The 20,119-nt window shown below is 65.1% G+C and carries 19 protein-coding genes; 8 read left to right on the plus strand and 11 right to left on the minus strand.

The window, feature by feature from the left end:
* The first annotated feature begins 421 nt into the window (after positions 1 to 421).
* From AC4AMJ_RS23035 to AC4AMJ_RS23050, 4 genes are all read left to right on the plus strand, one after another.
* Positions 422 to 1,957 (plus strand): GIY-YIG nuclease family protein, encoded by a 1,536-nt coding sequence (locus tag AC4AMJ_RS23035; protein ID WP_489914936.1) that lies wholly within the window; start codon positions 422 to 424, stop codon positions 1,955 to 1,957.
* Between the two features lie 273 nt (positions 1,958 to 2,230).
* Positions 2,231 to 3,832 (plus strand): uracil-DNA glycosylase family protein, encoded by a 1,602-nt coding sequence (locus tag AC4AMJ_RS23040; protein WP_489918554.1) that lies wholly within the window; start codon positions 2,231 to 2,233, stop codon positions 3,830 to 3,832.
* A gap of 58 nt (positions 3,833 to 3,890) precedes the next feature.
* A complete protein-coding gene (locus AC4AMJ_RS23045; protein WP_489918555.1) occupies positions 3,891 to 4,427 on the plus strand; it encodes a ComF family protein in 537 nt (178 codons plus the stop codon).
* Complete coding sequence (locus AC4AMJ_RS23050; protein ID WP_489914938.1) at positions 4,424 to 5,275, plus strand: DNA-processing protein DprA; 852 nt, start codon at positions 4,424 to 4,426, stop codon at positions 5,273 to 5,275. Before AC4AMJ_RS23045 ends, AC4AMJ_RS23050 begins: the two co-directional genes overlap by 4 nt.
* Positions 5,276 to 5,525: 250 nt before the next feature.
* On the opposite strand, the gene dnaB is transcribed toward AC4AMJ_RS23050, so the two are convergent.
* A complete protein-coding gene (dnaB, locus tag AC4AMJ_RS23055; RefSeq protein WP_489914940.1) occupies positions 5,526 to 8,807 on the minus strand; it encodes a replicative DNA helicase in 3,282 nt (1,093 codons plus the stop codon).
* Between the two features lie 454 nt (positions 8,808 to 9,261).
* On the opposite strand from dnaB, the gene AC4AMJ_RS23060 reads away from it, so the two are divergent.
* Together AC4AMJ_RS23060 and AC4AMJ_RS23065 are read left to right on the plus strand one after the other, a co-directional pair.
* Positions 9,262 to 9,471, plus strand: coding sequence for a hypothetical protein (locus AC4AMJ_RS23060; RefSeq protein ID WP_489918556.1), 210 nt, complete (start codon positions 9,262 to 9,264; stop codon positions 9,469 to 9,471).
* On the plus strand, positions 9,372 to 10,034 hold the full coding sequence (locus AC4AMJ_RS23065; protein ID WP_489914942.1) for a hypothetical protein: 663 nt from the start codon (positions 9,372 to 9,374) through the stop codon (positions 10,032 to 10,034). Before AC4AMJ_RS23060 ends, AC4AMJ_RS23065 begins: the two co-directional genes overlap by 100 nt.
* A gap of 6 nt (positions 10,035 to 10,040) precedes the next feature.
* On the opposite strand, the gene AC4AMJ_RS23070 is transcribed toward AC4AMJ_RS23065, so the two are convergent.
* The 5 genes from AC4AMJ_RS23070 to rpsF form a co-directional block, all read right to left on the minus strand.
* Complete coding sequence (locus tag AC4AMJ_RS23070) at positions 10,041 to 10,319, minus strand: hypothetical protein (RefSeq protein ID WP_489898824.1); 279 nt, start codon at positions 10,317 to 10,319, stop codon at positions 10,041 to 10,043.
* A 284-nt stretch (positions 10,320 to 10,603) separates the two neighbouring features.
* Positions 10,604 to 11,056 (minus strand): 50S ribosomal protein L9, encoded by a 453-nt coding sequence (gene rplI / locus AC4AMJ_RS23075; RefSeq protein ID WP_489898823.1) that lies wholly within the window; start codon positions 11,054 to 11,056, stop codon positions 10,604 to 10,606.
* Positions 11,057 to 11,072: 16 nt separating this feature from the next.
* Positions 11,073 to 11,330, minus strand: a complete 258-nt coding sequence (rpsR, locus tag AC4AMJ_RS23080) for a 30S ribosomal protein S18 (protein ID WP_124709165.1) — start codon at positions 11,328 to 11,330, stop codon at positions 11,073 to 11,075.
* An 18-nt stretch (positions 11,331 to 11,348) separates the two neighbouring features.
* On the minus strand, positions 11,349 to 11,864 hold the full coding sequence (locus AC4AMJ_RS23085) for a single-stranded DNA-binding protein (RefSeq protein ID WP_489898822.1): 516 nt from the start codon (positions 11,862 to 11,864) through the stop codon (positions 11,349 to 11,351).
* 113 nt (positions 11,865 to 11,977) lie between these two features.
* Complete coding sequence (gene rpsF, locus AC4AMJ_RS23090) at positions 11,978 to 12,259, minus strand: 30S ribosomal protein S6 (protein WP_489898821.1); 282 nt, start codon at positions 12,257 to 12,259, stop codon at positions 11,978 to 11,980.
* A gap of 218 nt (positions 12,260 to 12,477) precedes the next feature.
* Here rpsF and AC4AMJ_RS23095 point away from each other — a divergent pair, with 218 nt between their 5' ends.
* Together AC4AMJ_RS23095 and AC4AMJ_RS23100 are read left to right on the plus strand one after the other, a co-directional pair.
* The gene (locus tag AC4AMJ_RS23095) at positions 12,478 to 13,929 is read left to right on the plus strand and encodes a hypothetical protein (protein WP_489914944.1); all 1,452 of its coding nucleotides are present in this window, start codon (positions 12,478 to 12,480) and stop codon (positions 13,927 to 13,929) included.
* On the plus strand, positions 13,926 to 14,513 hold the full coding sequence (locus tag AC4AMJ_RS23100; RefSeq protein WP_489914946.1) for a GNAT family N-acetyltransferase: 588 nt from the start codon (positions 13,926 to 13,928) through the stop codon (positions 14,511 to 14,513). The genes AC4AMJ_RS23095 and AC4AMJ_RS23100 overlap by 4 nt, the downstream gene beginning before the upstream one ends.
* A gap of 121 nt (positions 14,514 to 14,634) precedes the next feature.
* Here the strand turns inward: AC4AMJ_RS23100 and AC4AMJ_RS23105 are convergent, their stop codons facing one another.
* The 5 genes from AC4AMJ_RS23105 to AC4AMJ_RS23125 form a co-directional block, all read right to left on the minus strand.
* Complete coding sequence (locus AC4AMJ_RS23105) at positions 14,635 to 15,042, minus strand: hypothetical protein (protein WP_489898818.1); 408 nt, start codon at positions 15,040 to 15,042, stop codon at positions 14,635 to 14,637.
* Between the two features lie 35 nt (positions 15,043 to 15,077).
* A complete protein-coding gene (locus AC4AMJ_RS23110; RefSeq protein ID WP_489914948.1) occupies positions 15,078 to 16,076 on the minus strand; it encodes an acrylyl-CoA reductase family protein in 999 nt (332 codons plus the stop codon).
* A gap of 10 nt (positions 16,077 to 16,086) precedes the next feature.
* Entirely contained in the window at positions 16,087 to 16,407 is a 321-nt protein-coding gene (locus AC4AMJ_RS23115; protein WP_489914950.1) for an HNH endonuclease, read from the minus strand.
* Positions 16,408 to 16,678: 271 nt separating this feature from the next.
* Complete coding sequence (locus tag AC4AMJ_RS23120) at positions 16,679 to 18,130, minus strand: NF041680 family putative transposase (RefSeq protein WP_489897329.1); 1,452 nt, start codon at positions 18,128 to 18,130, stop codon at positions 16,679 to 16,681.
* Between the two features lie 356 nt (positions 18,131 to 18,486).
* Positions 18,487 to 20,085, minus strand: a complete 1,599-nt coding sequence (locus tag AC4AMJ_RS23125; protein WP_489918498.1) for a glycosyltransferase family 87 protein — start codon at positions 20,083 to 20,085, stop codon at positions 18,487 to 18,489.
* Positions 20,086 to 20,119 lie beyond the last annotated feature (34 nt).

Below are 20,119 nucleotides of genomic sequence, written 5' to 3' on the forward strand. Positions count from 1 at the left end.
CCGGAGTGTCTGACGGCCCGCGCGGGTTCTGGCGTTGGGCGTCAGCCGACGGTGGTTTCGACCTGTATTCACTCGTCCGATAGCTATGCGAGACTCTCAGCGTCAATGCAGCGCACCAGTAGGACACCGGAGGGCCGGTCACGCGATGGATCCACAAGCCGACAATGATGGCATCGACGAGATCGACCCCAGCGACCTTCTCGACGATCTCGACGCCTTGGAAGGGGCAAGTCTCTACACCGACGATTCGAGCACCCCGGCTCTGATTGAATCGCTCACACCGGGCAGTTCGCTCACTGCGTGGATGAGCACCGGCGACACTCTGCAAATCCGGTGCACCGGCCACGACGAGCCCGTTGCGGTGTGGGGGGACTCCGGGAGGTGGGTATAGACGGGGGTTCCGCAGCCGATCCGCGGCGACGTGAATCTGTCCGAGCCGACCCCGCTGAATCTTGTCTACGCACTTCTGAGCTTGGGGTGGCGGATCAAGGCGGAGGCCAAGTCTGACCGTGTGACGATCAAGGCCCTACCGCCTACGGCGTGGGATTCGGAACTCGTCGGACTCGCGTGGGAGCTTCGCGGCCTGAGGATGGCCTCGCCGGTCACCATCCTTCTGCTTCGCGGCGAGGACGGGCACCTCACGCCCGACAACTCGGCATCAGGGGTACTCGGCGTCGACGGCACCACAGTTCCGATCGATTTCCATGCTCTGTTCGGCCTCGCACTGGCGGTCGCCCCTGCAAGGTTGATGCCAGATTCTGTTGCTGCTGAACCAGTTTGGCACTCCCAGGGCGGAATCACCCCCGCCACGAACCTTCCGGATGACCCGTATTCAGCCAGACTCGACACCAATGACGAGGACGTCGCCGTCCGGAAAGAGCACCTCTCAGAGTGGGTCCGTGCCCATCACATGACCGGGCCATGGGCCTCGCGAGCAGAGGTATCTGACTTCATCGCCGATCGCAGCCCTGTGGGCCACTATGTCCTCGCGTTCACCGACGGCAGCTGCTACATCGGTGAAACCGTCAATTTCCGGAACCGTTTCGCAACTCATCACAAGACCTATGCTGGCCAAATCGAGGCGTTCTGCCTGCGTTACGACAAGACCGCCGCAGCATTGCCCGGTCGGAGCAAAGCTCGCAAGCAGCAGCTTCTCAACGCCGAGCGCACCTTGATCCACGACGCCCAGAAGGACGGGCTCGTTGCCCGTAACTTCCGCGAGATGGCGAACCCCATCGAGCCCTCGGCCGAGTTCACCGCTTTGTTCTCTGGTTCATCAGCCGACGAAACGATCGCCCGATGGTTCGCTCATCCTGACCAGGTCAACTGGAACGACGAAACACCCCTGCAGGCATTCAAGGTCTCTGACTTCGGCGGCGCAAAAGGCAAGTTCGATCTCTTCTTGGCGCTCCCCGAAGCGAGTCAGATCACCCGCGTTATCAGGGCCTACCTGTTCCGGTGCGTTCCGTTCCCGGCGTTGACGGAGCATCGGAGCTGGTCAATCAGCTGTCTTCCGGACTCCAAGCGCGGCTCCAAGGGTGCGAGGTACTCGGTGATTGTCTGCCTTTCGATCTCGCGGACCGAGTCCCTGACGATCCTGCGTGAAGACTCGTCGGGGCGTGTCATCGGTTTCGTCCAAGCCAACGAGATCGAAGCACAGGTCACCGACGACTTCGGACTTGTCCGGCTGTTGCGCCATCACCCGGAGATATCGTCGTCGCCCGCCGACTACAGCGAGTTCGGACCTGGGACAATCACGCTCCACGCCGCATCTCTCGATGCTCTCGAGCGCCTCCTTGACGACACTCGCATCACTCGGGCTGCCTCCACCTCAGCGCTTCGCCTCTGCCGCCTCGGGACCTCGACGCAGCGAACGGTGCACAACCCCTACCTGGTCGAGCGGGCGATGCAGAAGCCGAGGGTGTGGTCACAGGAAACACATCCGGAGCCGATGTGACGACTCAGGTACGGTCCCACTACCACTGATCTGTCTCGTCGCACACCGTGAGCATCCTGAAACGACCTACTACCCCACGACTCGTTCAGCCGCAACACAGCAGATCGAGGTGCGGGTGAACTGGTCACTAGCTCTGTGACCCAGCGTCAACCATCGTGGCTGCTGACGGGGCTTCGCCACGATTCATCCCAAACGTGTCGCTTGCCTATGCCACACTCTGGACCGACGATGACGCTATCCCGGCGAATCGGACTCAGCCGGCGAGGAGGGACGATGGGGCTGCGCGTGCGCCTGCAGAGCCGGGCAGCCAACGTGGTTCAGAAGGTGCGAGACAAGCGCGACGAACGCCGGGAACGCAAGTACCTCGAAACCCACCCCTCACTCGCGAGTGATCCAGCCGTCGCAGATCACGAGAACGACTTCTACACCGGACTGATCGAGTGCAACGAGAACATGCGCGAGATCGCCCGCAAGAACTCTTTCGATATCGACTTCGTGCCGCAGGACCCCAGGTATGTGAAGAGCAGCTCGGTCGCCGAGTTGAATCGCGAGTTGTCCGCATTGGTTACCAAGTACCTATCGGCCATCAAAGCCTCGTCCGTTCCCGACGTGGCCGCCGCCTGTTGGGAGATGCTGTGCGCGTTGACCGACCACCTCAACAACCTCGGGTTCACGGCGACGCGCTATCCCGACTCCATTCTCGACGACGTCGAGTCGGCGATGCGCACCCAGAATCCGAAGCTGACATTCGTTAGCGACCCACGCCTGCAATGGCTGGTGTCGTCTTACAAGCCGCCACCGCTGGTGCCACGCAGGTCCGCGGATACCGCCTACGCGGCTCGCCTCGTCGCGCGCAGGTTTGAACCGCACGTCGCTCCGTTCAACAAGTACGTCGATGAGTTGCGTCGGGAGCAACGGGAGTGGGTGCCGTACGTGGCGCCGACGTTCGGCGGAGTCGACGCGCGTGTACTCGCGCTGTTCCAGCACACCGGGCCGTGGGCGCAGTTGTCCGGTAGCGCGGCAGACGGGATGCTCAGCCTCGAACATCAGGGGGACTTCGCTGCCAGGCACCTCGCGTTCCTGGCCGGCGCCGGGATCAAACCCCAGGATGTGCTGTCGTGGAACGCCTACCCGTGGGCCTGCAACCGTCGCCCCACGACCGGCGAGTTGATGCGTGGTGCGCCGGTGATCGGCCGTGTCGTGTCGATGATGCCGCGACTGGAGGTTGTGGTGCTGCACGGACTGGTCGTTCACGACGCCTGGCAGTTTGCGGTCAATCAGAATCCTGAACTGCGGCGCTATCGCGTCATCGAGACCTACGACACCGGTTCTCTCGTCGTCTCCGGCAATGATTCCGACGAGAACGAACGTCGCACGCGCAAGATTGCCGATGATCTGGCAGCGGTGTCAGAAGCATTGCGAGCCGCGGATTCTGCCGCGGCAGACGATGCGTGGGGGTCCCCTTCAGCGTTCGACAATGAGGCCTCGGACATAGGGCGGGACGCCGACGGGATTCCGTACCTCGACGAGCCACCCTCCGAGGATGAACCACCTTTCCCCGACGAGGACTGGGACATGTCCCTGCCGAGCGGAAGCCTTGCCGGTGGTGCGGTGTCGGCGAGCCATTCGACGCCGCCGCGTGGATTCACCTACCAGGCTGCCCGTGGTATCGACCTGAAAGGTCGAGTTGCGTTTATTGAGGCCAAGCCACCGGAAGATGGGTTGCCGTTTCCAGTTCGCATGCATCTCCGTGCCGATGACATCGCCAAAAGACCACCTCTTGTGGGGCTTCAAGGGGCAGTTCACCTACGCGCCTCGCGAGTACACTGCGGAAGGCGAACTACTCTGCCTGGACTGGGAATTCGGTGTACCTGATGACTGTCGGCGCATCGCTGCCGTCCTGACCAAAAGTATTGCGCTGCAGGTAAACCAGATGAGCTATGTCGATTTTGGGGTGGCGAATGATTGGTACAAGATTCGAGATCCGTTCGTCGACTCGTACAGCCTGCAGAATACCCGCAGTGGCGAATGCATCAACAAGCTCAAGTACCGAACCTTCGGCGGTGCAGTCACGAAGACCGCCGAGTTCTCGTTTCTCAGCGATGCGATGTTCAGGATGGCTATACGCCATCCGAATCTGCTCCGTGCCGAGACAATTGTCGGAGTACCCGGACACACGGCAACCGGCACCAGTGTGGCCGAGCTTCTTGCGCAATCAGTAGCTGAGCGAACCGGCAAACGATATGTTCGCACCTTTGCACCTTGCCGTCCCGAACGTAAGGGACAGAATCGAAGGTCGGTTGAAGGGATGTTCTCGATCAAGTCGAAGCTCGCCGGGGACTGCATCGTCGTCGACGACGTGATGCTCTCGGGTGCCACTCTCGACGAGACGGCGCGTGCCGCCCGCGAGGCGGGGGCTGACCGAGTCTTCGGGCTGGTAGCCGCAAAAACCCTCCGTGACAACGCATGATGGACGATCGACATACTGCCCTGATCCGCGTCCTTACCGCGTTTCGCGTGTTTCACACCCCCGCGCGAGTCCGAGACGCGCTTCTCGACCGCGCTGCTGTTGACATGGCAAGCTCCGAGTTGGGTGTCGACGAAGAGCAAGCCATCGTTGCGCAAGCGGCCAAACTGCACGACTCCGGGATCGATGTCATAGCCGTTGACGACGCCCGGTTCCCGACCGGGTTGGTTCATCGAGGCCGGGCGATCACGCCCGCACTCTTCTTCTCGGGTAATGCCGAACTGCTGTCGTCAGGATGTGTTGCAGTCAGCGGATCACGCGAAGTGAGCGAACGAGGTGCCGCCGCAGCCACGCGGCTTGGCGAGATCGCAGCTGCACAGGACTTGTGTCTCGTCGCTGGCAACGCGCGCGGTGTCGACACTCTTGCCGCAACGTCAGCCCTTGCGGGTGGAGGAACTGTGATTCTGGTTCTGCCGGAGGGGATCACACGGTTCAGTGCCAAACCTAAGTTCCGGACGCTACTCCGTGACAGGAACCACCTGATCGTGTCGCAATTCGAGCCGGGCCAGCGGTGGGTCGCACACAATGCGATGGCTCGCAATCGAGTCATTTGCGGTCTCGCGACGTCTGTGGTGGTAGTCGAAGCCCGCGACAGTGGTGGTTCGTTGGCTGCTGGGCGCGAAGCACTGAAACTCGGTCGACAACTTGTCACGCTCACCTATGGGGACCAGACCCCGCCAGGCAACCAGATCCTGGTCGATGAGGGGGCGACTGCAGTGGTAACTCCCGGCGAGTTGCGCGAGGTACTGGCAAACCGTATCCGACCTCCCGAGCAAGGAACCCTGCTCTGATCTGACGCTCGGCGTGTCAACCTCAAACTCGATCAGGCAGGAAGAAGGCGTGGGCCCACCGAGGGCCTGGCCGTGCCTCTCGAACCACAACTGTAACAACGAATGAGACAAACGCGCTCTCAGTCTCAAATTCTCAAGTTACCGGCCAGTCGTCTCAAATTTCCCCGGGCGCGGAACGCGGCGCGCACTCAGCCGCATGACCGCCAAAACCTATGCTCAAGACTCGCCGACAGCGCTGCAGCTGCTGCTACTACCCCCGCGCCATATCCACGAACTTGCTCAAATGCAGTTGGTGCGCAACGGTAATCGTTGCCGTCGGACCGTTGCGGTGCTTGCCCAAAATGATGTCGGCTTCACCCGCCCGCGGGTCGTCGCGCTCGAAAGCGTCAGGGCGGTGGAGCAGGATGACCATGTCGGCGTCCTGCTCCAGACTGTTGTGCAGGGCCACGCCGTTGGCGACGAAGTTGTGCGTTCCGGGGACAGTGCCGTCGAATACATCTTGCTCGCCAATGGATTCGATCGATTCGATCTCGTCCCAGTAGACATCGTTACTGACCAGCAGGTCGACATCGGCAGAGTCCAGGACATCGGCTACCTGGGCGAGAACGGATTTGCCTTCGCCGCCTGTGGCCCTGGAATCGGTTGCGGCCGCGAGGGACGCAGGGACCAGCTGTGGGGCGTTCAGCAGTGAGTGCAGCTCGTCCGAGACTTGCCAGTGGTTGGCGACGTCGGCTTTCGCCAGCTGTGCTGGGGCTTTGAGGCCGAGTGCGGCGGCCAAGTGCGTGAGTTGATCGTGGCCGTGGACGGTGACGAGGTGGGGTGCGGGGTCTCGATACGCTCGCTCGCCTAGCGGCTCGCGGGCTACTCGACCAGCGGAAGGGAACGCTCGACCAGCGGAATGGTGCGCATCGGCCGGGGCAACGGCAGCGAAAACACCGAGCCTCGCCAACAGATGGACGAACTGCCATGCCGCATCCCCATCCGGCATGGCAAACGTCCACTCGTCAGCCGACTTCCTGGCGAGACGCTCCACCACCTGACCGACAACGCGAACAACATCAGCGGTCGTCAATTGACGCACGGTCGTGCGTGCCCCGCCACCACAGATCCACTCGACCGCAGCATCAACCGCTGTCGTATCAGAGCTCGCGACCTCCACAGGCTCCGGAACCGATCGGGGCGCAGCCGCTCGCTCCCCGACCATCAACTCGGCCAACGGAATCCACCCATCAACCGTCAGGAACGGATGATTTCCGGTCGCCTCGACAACCCGCCCGGACGCCATCCGGACCCGGAATACCTCTTTGCGCCCGCTGGGAAACACTTTGACCATCCGGCGCTTGACCATCCGCAGGCGTTCGTCGAGCGACCACACCAGCGGACGTTCACCGGTCTCCATCAGCTCACCGAGGGTGACCTCGGAACCGTTGTCCGCACGCAGGATACGCGCCGACGCGGGTAGACAGCCCGACTCACGCAGATCCGACACCTGCGGCTTCTTGTCCGTACGCTGCTCCGGACCACGGTTGAGCTGACTGATCGCGACCACCGGAACCTCGAGTTCCTTGGCCAGCAGCTTCAACTGGCGGGAGAACTCGGAGACCTCTTGCTGTCGGGACTCGACTTTCTTGCCCGACGTCATCAGCTGCATGTAGTCCACCACAACGAGTTTCAGGTCGTTGCGCTGTTTGAGACGGCGCGCCTTGGCGCGGATCTCCATCATGGTCAGGTTGGGTGAGTCGTCGACGAAGAGTGGGGCCTCGGAGATCTCGCCCATCCGGCGGGCGAGCCGGGTCCAGTCGTCGTCGGTCATCGTGCCGCCGCGCATGTCGCCGAGCTTGACCTTGGCCTCCGCCGACAGCAGACGCATCACGATCTCGGTCTTGCTCATCTCGAGGGAGAACATGGCGCTCGTGAGGCCGTTGTGGATCGAGCACGACCGCAGGAAGTCCATCGCGAGCGTGGAGTTGTGCGTGGGGACCATCGCCTCGCCGGCGAGGTACATGTGCTCGTCGTTGTCGACCTGCACACACCGCACCGGCACGCTGTCGATGGGACGGATGTCGACGAGGCGGCGCACGCCGGCCCGCCGACGCAGTTCCTTGTGGCGGATCGCCTTGTGGTGCACGGTGAACACGTCGTCGTCGGCGTCGACGCGCAGCCACCCGGTGGCCGATCGCTTGTAGTTGTAACCGAGTCCGGCAACCAGGTCGGCGACGACGGCGGTCATATGCCGCGTAGCGGCCGGCACCGTGATCCAGCCGTCGTCGTCGACCGTGGCGCGGGCGTCGAGCAACCCCGCGAGCAGTGCCCGACGCTGCGCGATCGACCCCCGGAGGTATTCGAACGGGATGCGGCCACCGAGGTCGGCCATCAACGTCATCACGTCGACGGGCCCCTCGGCGTCGATGCGCATCGCGATCTCGGGATCGTCGAAGGCCATCCCGGCGAGTGCGGCCACCGTGTACGGGCCGTAGGCGAAGCGGCGCCGCGGCAGGTCGAGCGGTCGAGTGTTGCGGACCACCGCGCAGCCGACGTGCACGCGCAGCGTCTCGGTGGTGACGGTCTGGCGTTTGCCGTCGATGTCGGCAACCCACTGGTGCTGGCCGTCGGCGACCAGGATGGTGCCGTCGTTGAATTCGACCTCGTAGCACGGCCGTTCGGTCATGACGTCGGTGGCGGCGACCACCCGGGTCGGGCGTCCCTGCGCGTCGAGCAGCTGGTCGCCGACGGCGACGTTGCCCATGGTGATCCAGCCGGTGGGCGTGGGCAGCGGGGTGTCGAGAGACAACGCCTTGCCGACACCGGGACGCGCGGCCACGATGATCATCTGGCCGGGATGCAGGCCGTTGGTGAGTTTGTCGAGGTCGACGAAGCCGGTGGGCACACCGAGCGAGAGGCCACCGCGCGACGCGATCGAGTCGATCTCGTCCATCGTCGGCTGGAGCAGCTCCTCCAGCGGGACGTAGTCCTCGGCGGTGCGGCGTTCGGTGACCTCGTACACCTCGGCCTGGGCACGGTCGACGACCTCGGCGACGTCCTGACCGTCGGCGCCGGCGTAGCCGTACTGCACGATGCGCGTCCCGGCGGCCACCAGACGGCGCAGAATCGCCTTCTCCGCGACGATCTCGGCGTAGTAACCGGCGTTGGCTGCGGTCGGCACCGTGGAGATCAGGGTGTGCAGATACGGCGCACCACCGACCCGGCGGAGCTCACCGGCCCGCTCGAGCTCCGCGGACACGGTCACCGCATCGGCGGGCTCACCCTTGCCGTAGAGCTCCAGGATCGCCTCGTAGACCGCCTGGTGCGCAGGTCGGTAGAAGTCGGCCGAACGCAGTTTCTCCACCACGTCCGCGATCGCGTCCTTCGACAACAGCATGCCGCCCAGAACGGACTGCTCGGCCGCCATGTCCTGCGGCGGCTGCCGCCCGTAGTCCTCGGCGGGAACACCGTCGTCCCCACGTCCTCCGCGTGTGCCCGGAACCGACTCCAGATGGCCCGGTTCGTGCCCGCGGTCGTCGACTACAGCCACTCGTGTCAAACCTCTCGCAGTACTTGCACCACTCACGCCTCGAGTGGGTCCGACTCTGTGGCGTCCGCGGCATGGGCCGCCGACGTCGGTCGTGCTTGATTCCGTGATAGTCACCGGCACCGACAAGGTTCATCGGCGACGCCGCGCGCCCACGCAAGAAGCACTGACGGAGCACATTAGATCTCGGATCCGCCCCCACTCAAACGCAGTTGTGCACAACTCTGTCAGCAAACTGTGGACCGACTGTGGACGCGCTCGGGACGGTTGTGAACCCCCTGTGCACAAACTGGGGAATAGTTCTGTTTGCACAAATGTATTCGCAGGTCAGAGCCCCTCGGGTTTGTACACAACCGGCCGGAAATATTGCCTCGGCGTGTCACGTCGGATGTCGTATTCGGCGTGTTGCGGTTCAAGGGTCAACCACCGGTAACCAACAACTCGGTAAACATTCGATGTGACCTGGGTAACAGCAGGTCACATCGACCAACGCCACCCCGTCGTCGAGTGGGTCGTCTGTCCACAGATCCACAAGTTCACCACCCGGCATCGCGAGGGTGTGCTGGAATGGTCGTCGTGGGGAGGACACCTTCGGTTCGACATCGTCGAGGCCTTCGTCGGTCGCGCCGACGTGTCGTGGCCGGCATCTGCGGCGCTCTCGCGGTGATCGGCGCGCTCTGCACAGCGCCGGCGTCGGCGACCTCGCCGCCCGGACCCACCATGCCGGTGGAGTTCGACCTCGCGCGCTATCAACCTGTGAATCCCGCGCAGTTCCGTCCACTCGCCTACGTCGACAACGGCCGCGCATTCCTCCGCGCCGGCCCATGGCTGTGCCAGATTGGGCCGGGCTACCGCTACGTCGGCTGTCAGGGCCACCCGGCGACCGCCCCGCCCGCCGTGAGTGGTGCGGCCATCTCCGGCGACCAGGAGGGGCCGTGGTGGGTGCCGGCGACGTCCACCTACCGGTTCGGCGCACCCTCGGGGTTCGTGCCTCCGACGCTGGCGGTGGGCACGCGTGTGACGATCTACGGGGTCACCTGCACGGCACCACGCCCGGACACCGTCGCCTGCCGAACCGGCTCGCGCGCACTGATCTTCACCTCGGCGTGGCACAAGTTCTACTTCCCCAGTGGGGACACCGCGCACAGCCACAACCCGGCTCCGCGCTACCTGCCGGCGAGCCTGCAGTACTGGAATCAGCTCCCCGCCCAGCCGGCGATCCCGAACTGATCAACCTCAGGTGATCGACCGCATCTGGTTGGCGAAGTCGAAGATCCATGCGCGCGACCGATTCCGGACGGGACGTGGTTGCGGGTGGGTCGCGGCGTCGGCGGCCCGGACGGCTCTCTCCTGCCGACGAAGCGCGGTGGCCTCACGCCGCTCGGCCTTCCGTCGTCCCTGCTCACGGGCGGCGATGAGGCGACGCGCCTGATAGTCGTCATAGTCGATCGAGGGCTGGACGAAGAAGGCGATGACGAAGGCGAGTGCTCCGAGTATCACGAGGGCGATGATCATGGCGACGTCTCCTGGTGTGAACGGTGTCTGTTGTTCACGAGTCCGTGGACGTTGCGCTCCTTTGCGGTCTATCCGGCCCCCCGGATCTGTTGAACTCGTAGTGATGAAACTACGAGCGTGCCGGCGCCGCGTAATGCGTAGTCGACTACCCCAATCCGGTCGACGGTGCGCGCACGTTCGACGGGACGTCTACGCACGTGACGTGGCCGTACCGATACCAAAGGGCCGGTCGGACAACATGTCCGACCGGCCCTCCGGTGTGTATTCGCTTGTGCCGCTGAGGATCAGCCCGCGACGACAGCCAGTTCGACGGTCGCCTGCACGTCGGGGTGCAGGTTCACGACGACCGGGTAGCTACCGGTGGCCTTGATGTGGCCCTTCGGCAGCTCGACGGTGCGCTTGTCGACGGCCGGTCCACCGGCCGAGCGGATCGCACCGGCGACGTCGGCGGCGGTCACCGAACCGAACAGCTTGCCCGAGTCGTGGGTCTTCACACCCAGCGAGACATCGGCGAGGGCCTCGAGGGCCTGCTTCAGCTCGTTGGCGTGCTCGAGTCCACGGACCTCGCGGGCAGCCTGCACGCGACGGATGTCCTCGACCTGCTTCTCGGCGCCACGGGTGGCCTTGATGGCCAGGCCGCGGGGCAGCAGGTAGTTACGGCCGTAGCCGTCCTTGACCTCGACGGTGTCGCCGGCTTCACCGAGGTTCTCCACGGCGGCGGTCAGGATGAGTTTCATGTCAGTCCCTTCCCGCTCAGCGTCCGGTCGAGGTGAAGGGCAGCAGGGCCACCTCACGCGAGTTCTTCACAGCCACAGCGACATCGCGCTGGTGCTGCACGCAGTTGCCGGTCACGCGACGCGAACGGATCTTGCCGCGGTCGGACAGGAAACGACGCAGGAGCGCGGTGTCCTTGTAGTCGATGACAGCCTTCTTGTCCTTGCAGAAGCTGCACGCCTTGGTCTTGGTGACCTTCTCGACGCGCGGCTTCCGCGTGCTCTTTGCTTTAGCCATTGGTACTCCAGTGTGTTTCTAGAAAGGTGGTTCGTCGTCCCCGCCACCGAACGACCCGCTCGCGGGCGCACTGCCCCACGGATCATCGGCGACCTGCTGGCTTCCGCCTCCGCCTCCGCCGCTGCGGCTTCCGCCGCCGCCGCCCGAGGAGAAGCCTCCACCGCCGCCTCGCGAGGCCCTGTTGACCTTCGCGGTTGCGTACTTCAGCGAGGGACCGATCTCATCGACCTCGAGTTCCACCACCGTGCGCTTCTCACCCTCACGGGTCTCGAAGGACCGCTGCTTGAGGCGACCTTGCACGACGACCCGGGTTCCCTTGGACAGGCTCTCGGTCACGTTCTCCGCGGCGTCACGCCAGATGTTGCAGCGGAGGAACAGCGCTTCGCCGTCCTTCCACTCGTTCGTCTGACGATCGAAGGTCCGCGGCGTGGAGGCCACCGTGAAGTTGGCCACCGCGGCTCCCGACGGCGTGAACCGGAGTTCCGGATCGGCGGTCAGGTTGCCTACAACGGTGATGACCGTGTCGCCTGCCATGTGTCTCCCCTTGGGTCGTGGTTGGGCACTCGTTGATCGACGTGTACCGAGTCGTTGGGTTCAACCCTAGAGCCCGGCACCGACTGCTTTGGTGTCGATCGAGGAACTGTGGATTACTTCCGCAGGACCTTGGTGCGCAGCACCGACTCGTTCAGCTTCAGCTGGCGGTCGAGCTCCGTGACCGTCTTGGGCTCTGCGTTGAGGTCGATGACCGCGTAGATGCCCTCGTTGTGCTTGGAGATCTCGTAAGCGAGACGGCGCTTGCCCCAGATATCGACACCATCCACCTTGCCGCCATCCGTGCGGACAACATTGAGGAAAGTATCCAGTGAGGGTGCGACGGTGCGCTCGTCCAGATTCGGATCGAGAATGACCATCAATTCGTAGTGACGCATAAGACCACATCACCTCCTATGGGCTAGGTCGGCCACGGACTGTCCGTGGCAGGAGGGTCGCCTGCGTCGGCAACCGCTCCAAGATACACGACAAACCCCTGACCAGCGAAATCGGCAGAAGAGACCCACCGCAGCCACCCACCCGGCGTATCCGGCACGGGGCCTGGCCGGCGATCACCGATTCGAACGATCGCGCCCTGAGCACTTAACCTATGCGCATGTCCGACGCCCCATCAGCTGCATCCGACCGGGCGTCGCGCCTCTCCACCGCGGTCGCCGGCCGCGGCCGGATGGCCCTGATCCTGCTGGTGTCGCTGCTCACGACCTGCCTGACGATGCTGTGGAGCTACCAGGCGAAGGTCAAGTGCGGCGGCCCGCCGTTCCTCGCCGAGGGCCGCAGTTCGCACTGGCCGGTCGGCGACCCGAATGCCGTGATCCCCTGCTACTCGGACCTGATGTACCTGTGGATCGGACGTGACATCAACAATCACGTCTTCCCGTACATCAACGGGGGCATCACCCCGGACGGGAAGTTGTTCGGCGGTGTCGTCGAGTACCCGGTGCTGTCCGGGGTGTTCATGTGGCTCGGCGCGATCGGCGCCCACACCGACACCGAGTTCTTCCAACATTCGGTGTGGCTGCTCGTCCCGTTCGGGCTGGCGATCACGGTGATGCTGGCGTTGATGACGCGCTGGTGGGTGCTGCTGTGGGCGGCCACCCCGCCGCTGGTGCTCTATGCCTTCCACAACTGGGAGCTGCCCGTGGTGGCCACCGCGGTGGGTGCGGTGGCGGTGATGGCGTGGGGTTCGACCATCAGTCCCGCCACCGGCGACCGGCGACTCTCGGTGCGTACGGCCGCCATCCTGGCCGCGATCCTGTTGGCGATCGGCTTCTGCCTGAAGCTCTATCCCGGCTTCTTCGTGTTACCGCTGGCGATCTACGTGCTCACCTATGGCACGGCACCAGGCCCGAACGGCGAGCCGCCACTGCGACGCGCCCTCGACTGGGTCGGCGCGATCTGGGTCGCCGCCGCGGCCGCGTTGACCGTCATCGCCATCCAGTTGCCGTTCATCGTGCTCGGTTTCGACGGCTGGAAGGCGGCGCTGTCGTTCCAGGGGAAACGCAAGTCCGACGTCGACACCAACTCGATCTGGTACTGGGGGCTGCGTCACTTCACGGGCGGGCAGAACGACACCTACAACACGTTGGTGGGTGTGCTCTCGCCGTTGCTCATCGTCGCGGCGTTCGCGGTGTCGATCTGCCTCGGCTGGCGGGTCTATCAGCGCGACGGCATCTATCCGTGGATCGGGGTGTCGGCGTCGATGCTGGCCGGGTTCATGGTGTTCCACAAGGTGCACTCGCCGCAGTACACGCTGTGGATTCTGCCGTTCTTCGTGCTGCTGCAGATCCGCTGGCCGGTCATCGTCGGCTATCTGGTCGCCGACTTCATCCTCGACACGACGATCTTCCGGCTGTTCGGCATCTACACCTCCGGGTCGCCGATGAAGTGGTGGGTCATCACCGGGGTCAACGTCGGCGTGTGGGTGCATGCGGTGCTGCTCGCCTACCTCATCGTCGCATTCGTACGGGCACCTCTGCGGGAGCCGTTGGCGTCGTTCGGTCGTCGGCCACGGCCCACCCAGCACGACTTGATCTCCGCCGGCTCATGAGTGCCTGGCTCGGCGGCGGACTGCTGTCGATGGGACGGGTCACGTTGCGGCCGTTCGCCGTCGACGATGCCGAAGCCCTGGCCGCGGTGATCGAGGACCCGGCCCGCTTCCGTTGGACCTCGGCAGTTCCGACCGACATCGCGTCGAGCCATGCGTGGATCGACGCGGCGCTGGCCGACCCCGCACGACGCATCGCCTTCGCCGTCCTCGACAACGACGACGGACGGCTCGTCGGGTCCACCAGCTACTACGACATCGATCCCGCAAACCGCACCGCAGCAATCGGTTACACCTTCTACGCGGAGTCGGCGCAGGGCACGGCGATCAACCCGACGTCGAAGTTCCTGCTCATGCGTCACGCGTTCGAGGACTGCGGTGCCGTCCGTCTGGTCTGGCACACCCACGAGAACAACGCCCAGTCCCGAGCCGCGATCGTCAAACTCGGCGCCACGTTCGAGGGTTTGCTCCGCAAACATCGACGGTTCGGCGACGGCTGGCGCACCACCGCGCAGTACGCGATGGTCGACGACGACTGGCCGGCCGCGAAAGAGCGCTTGCTGGAGCGGATTTCGCAGTTCGAGTGACTGCTCGATCCCTCACCTGCTGAGATCCACCCACCAGCGGGTGGGTGACGGCGGATCGCCGACGCAGGGCCGCTGGAGGGCGGCTTTCAGCAGCGGCAAGCAGGCAGACGATGTCTGTGTCTCAAGGCTTTTCGGTGTGGTCGGGATGGCCGTGAGTGCGCCGACGTTCCTTCATCCGCGCCTCGTGCAGATGGCGCACACCGTCGACGAGATCGTTCCGAATCCGCTCCTCCATGGCGCGCAACGGCCCCCAGTAGGTGTCGTCGAACTCCTCGACGACCTGGAACGTCCATCGACCGTTGATCACGTTGCGGCCCACCATCTCCGTCGCCAGCAGGTCGGCCGCCTCGACATCCCCGTTGGCACGCAACGCGTCCACGGCCTCACCGAGGACCATGTCGGCATGCCCGATCAGCTGGTGAAAGCTGTACAGATGACCGCGCGCACGTTCGACGTACTCCAGGGCCTCCGAGAGTTGGCCCACCGCATCGGAGGTGGCGTCTGAGATGTGCTCGGCTCGATCCGACATTGCCGTGGCCCTTTCCGGATGGACTCGTCGACGACTCAGAACTCTCCGGCGACGATGACCCGCGTGCGGCCGGTGACACCGCCGGAGAGGATCGTCTTGATCGACTTCGGCAGTTCGGTCACGGCAACATCGGAGGTGACGTCGTCGAGGTGCCGCGGCTTCAGGTCGGCGCCGAGCCGTGCCCAGAGGGTGCGGCGTTTGTCGATCGGGAGTTGCACGGAGTCGATGCCCGCGAGGGTGACACCACGAAGAATGAACGGGTGCACCGTCGTCGGCAGGTCGGCGCTGCCGGCCAGGCCGGAGGCCGCCACCACACCGCCGTACTGCAGGGTGCTCAACGCGTAGGCCAGGGTGGGCCCGCCGACGCAGTCGACGACCGCGGCCCACCGTGTCTTGCCGAGGGCGCGGACCTTCTCCCCTTCCTCGGGTAGCCGGCCGATGACCTCGGAGGCGCCGAGGGTGCGCAGCAGGTCGGCGGCTTCGGACTTGCCGGTGGAGGCGATGACCTCGAAGCCCGCGGCAGCCAGTAGGTCGACGCTGACACTGCCCACCCCGCCGGTGGCTCCGGTGACCAGTACCGGGCCGTCGGACGGCCGGATGCCGTGGTCGATGAGCGCCTCGACGCTCATCCCCGCGGTGAAGCCGGCGGTGCCGATGGCCGCGGCCTCCTTCGTGGAGAGCCCGGACAGCTTCACCACCATGTCGGCAGGTAGTCGCGCGGTGTCGGCGTAACCGCCGTGGCGACCGGTGCCGATGTCATAGCCGTGGGCCACCACCAGGTCGCCGGCCGTGAACTCCGGGGAGGTGCTCGATCGGACCGTGCCGGCCAGGTCGATGCCGGGGATCAGCGGATACGACCGCGCGACCCCGCCCTTCGGGGTCACCGCGAGTGCGTCCTTGAAGTTCACGCCCGAATATTCGACCGCGATCTCGACGTCACCCTCGGGCAGGAAACTCTTGTCGACCGCCTCATGGATGAGGTCGATGTTGCCGTCGTCGTCCTGATGCGCCACGAGCGCTTGTACGTCACCCATGTATCGCACCCTACTGAAGTCGTTCGGGCGGTGGGTCCGCTGTGGCGACGACGGTGGATTCACGAATATCGATCAGTCGGCGCAGGAACCGCTCCTCGTCGAGCCCCTTGCGCCGCATCCACGCCGTCACCTCGGTGTTGCACTTGCTGGCGTTGCACGAGCGGCAGGCCGGCACGATGTTCAACTCGGTGTATCGACCGCCGATCGACAGTGGTTGGACACAGTCGCGCTGCAGCACCGTGTCGGTGCGCCCGCAGTAGGCACACCCACCCCATGCCGCCTTGATGTCTGCCCATTGAACGGGGCTCAAGTCGTTGTCAGCGAGGCGCATTCGACGTTGTCGACGTCGTCCCGCCCGTGCCCGCCTCGAACCGCCCCGTGCCACGCATCGATCGTAGACGGATGGTGGTCGTCAGTCGGTGAGGCGCGATGGTGGTCAGCGCACGATGTAGATAGAGCCGGGAAGCCCGGAGCGCTGCCAAACCACCCGGTCCCTGAGGCTGAGGAGCCCGCGAACGGAGTGAGCGTGCGTCACGAAGGGCCCCGCGCCTCGCCCACCGATCCCGGGAAGCCGCCACACCCCCGGTCCCTGAGCTTGAGTTTTATCCTTTGGGTTTGGTCGTTTTCTGTTTGTTTTTGGTGGTGGAGTGGTGTTTTCCGATGTGGTGGCGGGTGGCGGGGCGGGTGTTGGGGGTGCCTTTGGGGCGTCCGGGGCCGGGTTTGCTGGGTTTTGGCGCGCTGGCCAGAGGGGGCAGGGTGGCGTGGATGCGGGGAAACCCGCGGCGGACGCGGGCGGGGGTCAGGCGTTGGGGTGGGGCGGGTTTTTCCCAGGGGCGGCGGGCGTCTTCGGCGAGGGGGCGGGCCAGGCGTAGTTGGGTGTAGGCGATGATGATCAGCCAGGTCCAGCGGTCGGCGGATTGGGGGCTGCGGATTTTGGGGGCGGTCCAGCCCAGGGTTTGTTTGAACAGTCGGAAGGTGTGTTCGAGGTCGAATCGGCGGAGGTAGAGTTGCCAGAACCGATCCTGTTGTGCCGCTTGGAGTTCGGGGTCAGAACACCAGAGCCAGACGGGCTGGGGGTGGCGGTCACCGGGGAGATGGTCGACGGTGAGGCGGATGACGGTGCCCTCGACGATCGGCAGCAGTCCGCGGTGGCGGGTCCAGAGTCCGCGGCGCTCGAGGCGGGGGTGCTGGCGGTGCCAGGCGGTGGCGGTGGCGGTGCCGTAGCGGCTGGTCTCGGTGGTGGTGACCGCCGTCGGTGTGGGCTGGTCGTGGGGGTCGGCGAAGGCCAGCCGGGGTCCGTGGCGGGCCGGGCGGCCGGCGGCGGCCGGGGGTGGTGGCGGCCCGAACAGGACCCGGTCAGAGCGCATCCGGCCCAGGATCACCACGGGCAGGTCGGCCAGCAGGAAGGCCAGCAGCGGCAGGTCGTAGCCGGCGTCGAAGACGATCAGGATGTCGGGGTCGCCCCGACGGTGTTGGCCGGCGGTGCGGAGCCGGGCGATCACCGCGCGGAGTTGGGTGGCGGTGACTTCGGTGGCATCGTCGTCGGGATGTAGTCGCTGCGTGTCGAGCACCGCGGTCCAGCAACTGCGGCCGGGTTCGAGGACGGCGACTACCGAGTACTGCCAGCCGGGGATCATCTGCGCTTGCGCCCGCTTCCCACGTCCGTAGACGTGGCAGAACGCGCGTTCGGGGCTGGTGGGGGCGTCCGGGCGTAGCCACGGGCTGACATCGACGGCCAGGACCAGGCGCCCGTCGGTATCGCGGGGCAGCGGCCCGGCCGCCAACGCATCCCGAACCTTGTCGATATCGATTGCACCGCAATTGATGGCATCGTACAAACCGCCGTGACTGCGGCGGTGTTCGCGGGCCAGGGACAACTCGACGAAGGTGTTGACCGGCCCCGCCGAACACAGCACGGCGTCGGTCACCTCGAACAACCCATCGCGCCGCGCGGTCATCGCGTGATAGACGGTGTGGCGAAACGCTGCCAGTTCGGCGTGCGCCCGCGCGCCGAGTTGGTCGACCGCCGACACATCGGGCACACTGCAAGACACGGCCACCACCTGCGTTCTCTCGAGGCTCTTCGCATGAACCTCAAGAGGAACAGGCGGTGGCCGTCTTGCACACACGACACGCCGAGTAACACCAAACCCATCAGCCCCACACGTCCCACAGCTTAAAACTCAAGCTGAGGAGGCCCGGAGCACTAGCGAAGGGACGTCACGAAGGGCCGGCCCTTCGTGACGCTCGCAAGCTCGCTCCTCAGGGACCGGTTGTAGAAATGTCGGGATCTGAACACCAAGACTTCTTCAAAACCAGAGGACCCGCAGGGTTCTGTCGGCGCGAACCCGGGTTCTCTCGGCGCGATCTTGGGTTCTGTCGGCGCGAACCCGGGTTCCGTCGGCGAAAATCAGGGTTCTGTCGGCGCGACGGGAGGCGCGATCGGCACCGGCGTCCTGGCCCGACGCAGGGTGAACCGATCCGGCGCCCCGTCGAGTACCCCGCCGGCCGGGTCGTCGAGCAATTCGTCGGGCCGCGAGCGCGATCCGCGACGAACCGGGTCGTCTTCCGGATGCCAGATCTGCCACAGCACCACCGCGCACAGCGCAAGCACCATCAGCGCGCGCAGGATGATCGCGGCGGTGAACCACTGCTCGGGCAGCCAACGTCGATCCTGGTCCAGATACAGCGACATCCGCGGCACCCACACCAGTGCGTCGACGACCATCCACGCCAACACCAGTCGTGTCTGCGGGATCGCGAGGACGGCCAGCGGGACCAGCCACAGCGAGTACTGCGGACTCCACACCTTGTTCACCAGCAGGAACCCGGCGACCATCAGGAACGCCAACTGCGCCAAACGCGGTCGCTGCGGTGCGCTCAGACCGACGACACCGATGCCGACCGCGACGAGGATCAACAGCCCGAGCGACACAGCGTTCAACGCGCTGATGTTCCAACTGAATCCGGCCGCGTCACTGATGATCCGGTAGAGGCTGTCGCTCTCGGCCGCCCGATCCGAGTTGTAACGGAAGAACTCCCACCAGCCCTGCGGATAGGTGATCAGGATCGGCAGGTTCACCAGCACCCAGACGGCCAGCGCTGCGGCCGCGGCCTGGACGAACTCGCGAATCCGTCCGGAACGCAGACACAGGATCAGCAGCACGACCAGCAACAACACCGGATAGAGCTTCGCCGCGGTCCCGAGACCGATGAACACGCCTGCGAGCCAGGGTTTCCGCCGCGCCCACGACAGGATGGCCAGTGCCACCATCGCGGTGGCGATGGCATCGAAATTGGTGAAGGCGTGCACGATGACCAGCGGCGAGAGCGCGGCCAACCACGTCGCCCAGATCCGCACCCCGGCGCTGAGCGCGGTGGCCCAGATCGTCAGCAGCCAGAAGAGGGCGAGACCCAGTGCGACGAGGTCGAAGAACAGCACCACGTCGAGGGCCCCCGGCACGCCCCATTTCTCGTGGGCAGACTCCCATGCCCGCGCCGCCGACGCGACGCCATACATGTACATCCCGGTGATGACCGGGTACTCCATGTACCGCTTGACCTGCTGCCCGTCGGGGCCGGCCTCGTACCAATAGGTCCTATACGGGAACGCGCCCTCGTTGAGCCGTTCGGCCCCGAACAGCCCGATCACATCCGAGTAGCAGAGATTCGTGTACTGCCGCTGATCGTCCCAGTCCAGGCGCAGCGATGTCCCGGACGGACTGTTCGCGTCCGCGGGCGCCTGCTGCAGGCAGCCCGCCTTGCCGAACCAGCTCAGCGCCAACGTACACAGAGCGAGGAGGAACAGCACGCGGATCGGTGTCCACAAGCGGCTACGCCCGATGGCGGCGTGTCGTCCCACCGGACCGCCCACCACGGTGGAGGCCTCCGCCACCACCGGGTCGCTGCGACTGGGCAGTACCCGGCTGGTGTCGATCCGGCGGTCTGCCGCGAGCGCATCTGCCGCATCCCAGGTTCCGGGATCGTCGGGATCGGAGTCGACGATCAGATCACCGTCGACGCCATCCCGCTTGTCTGGTTCC

Source organism: Gordonia sp. LMA484, assembly GCF_058129505.1.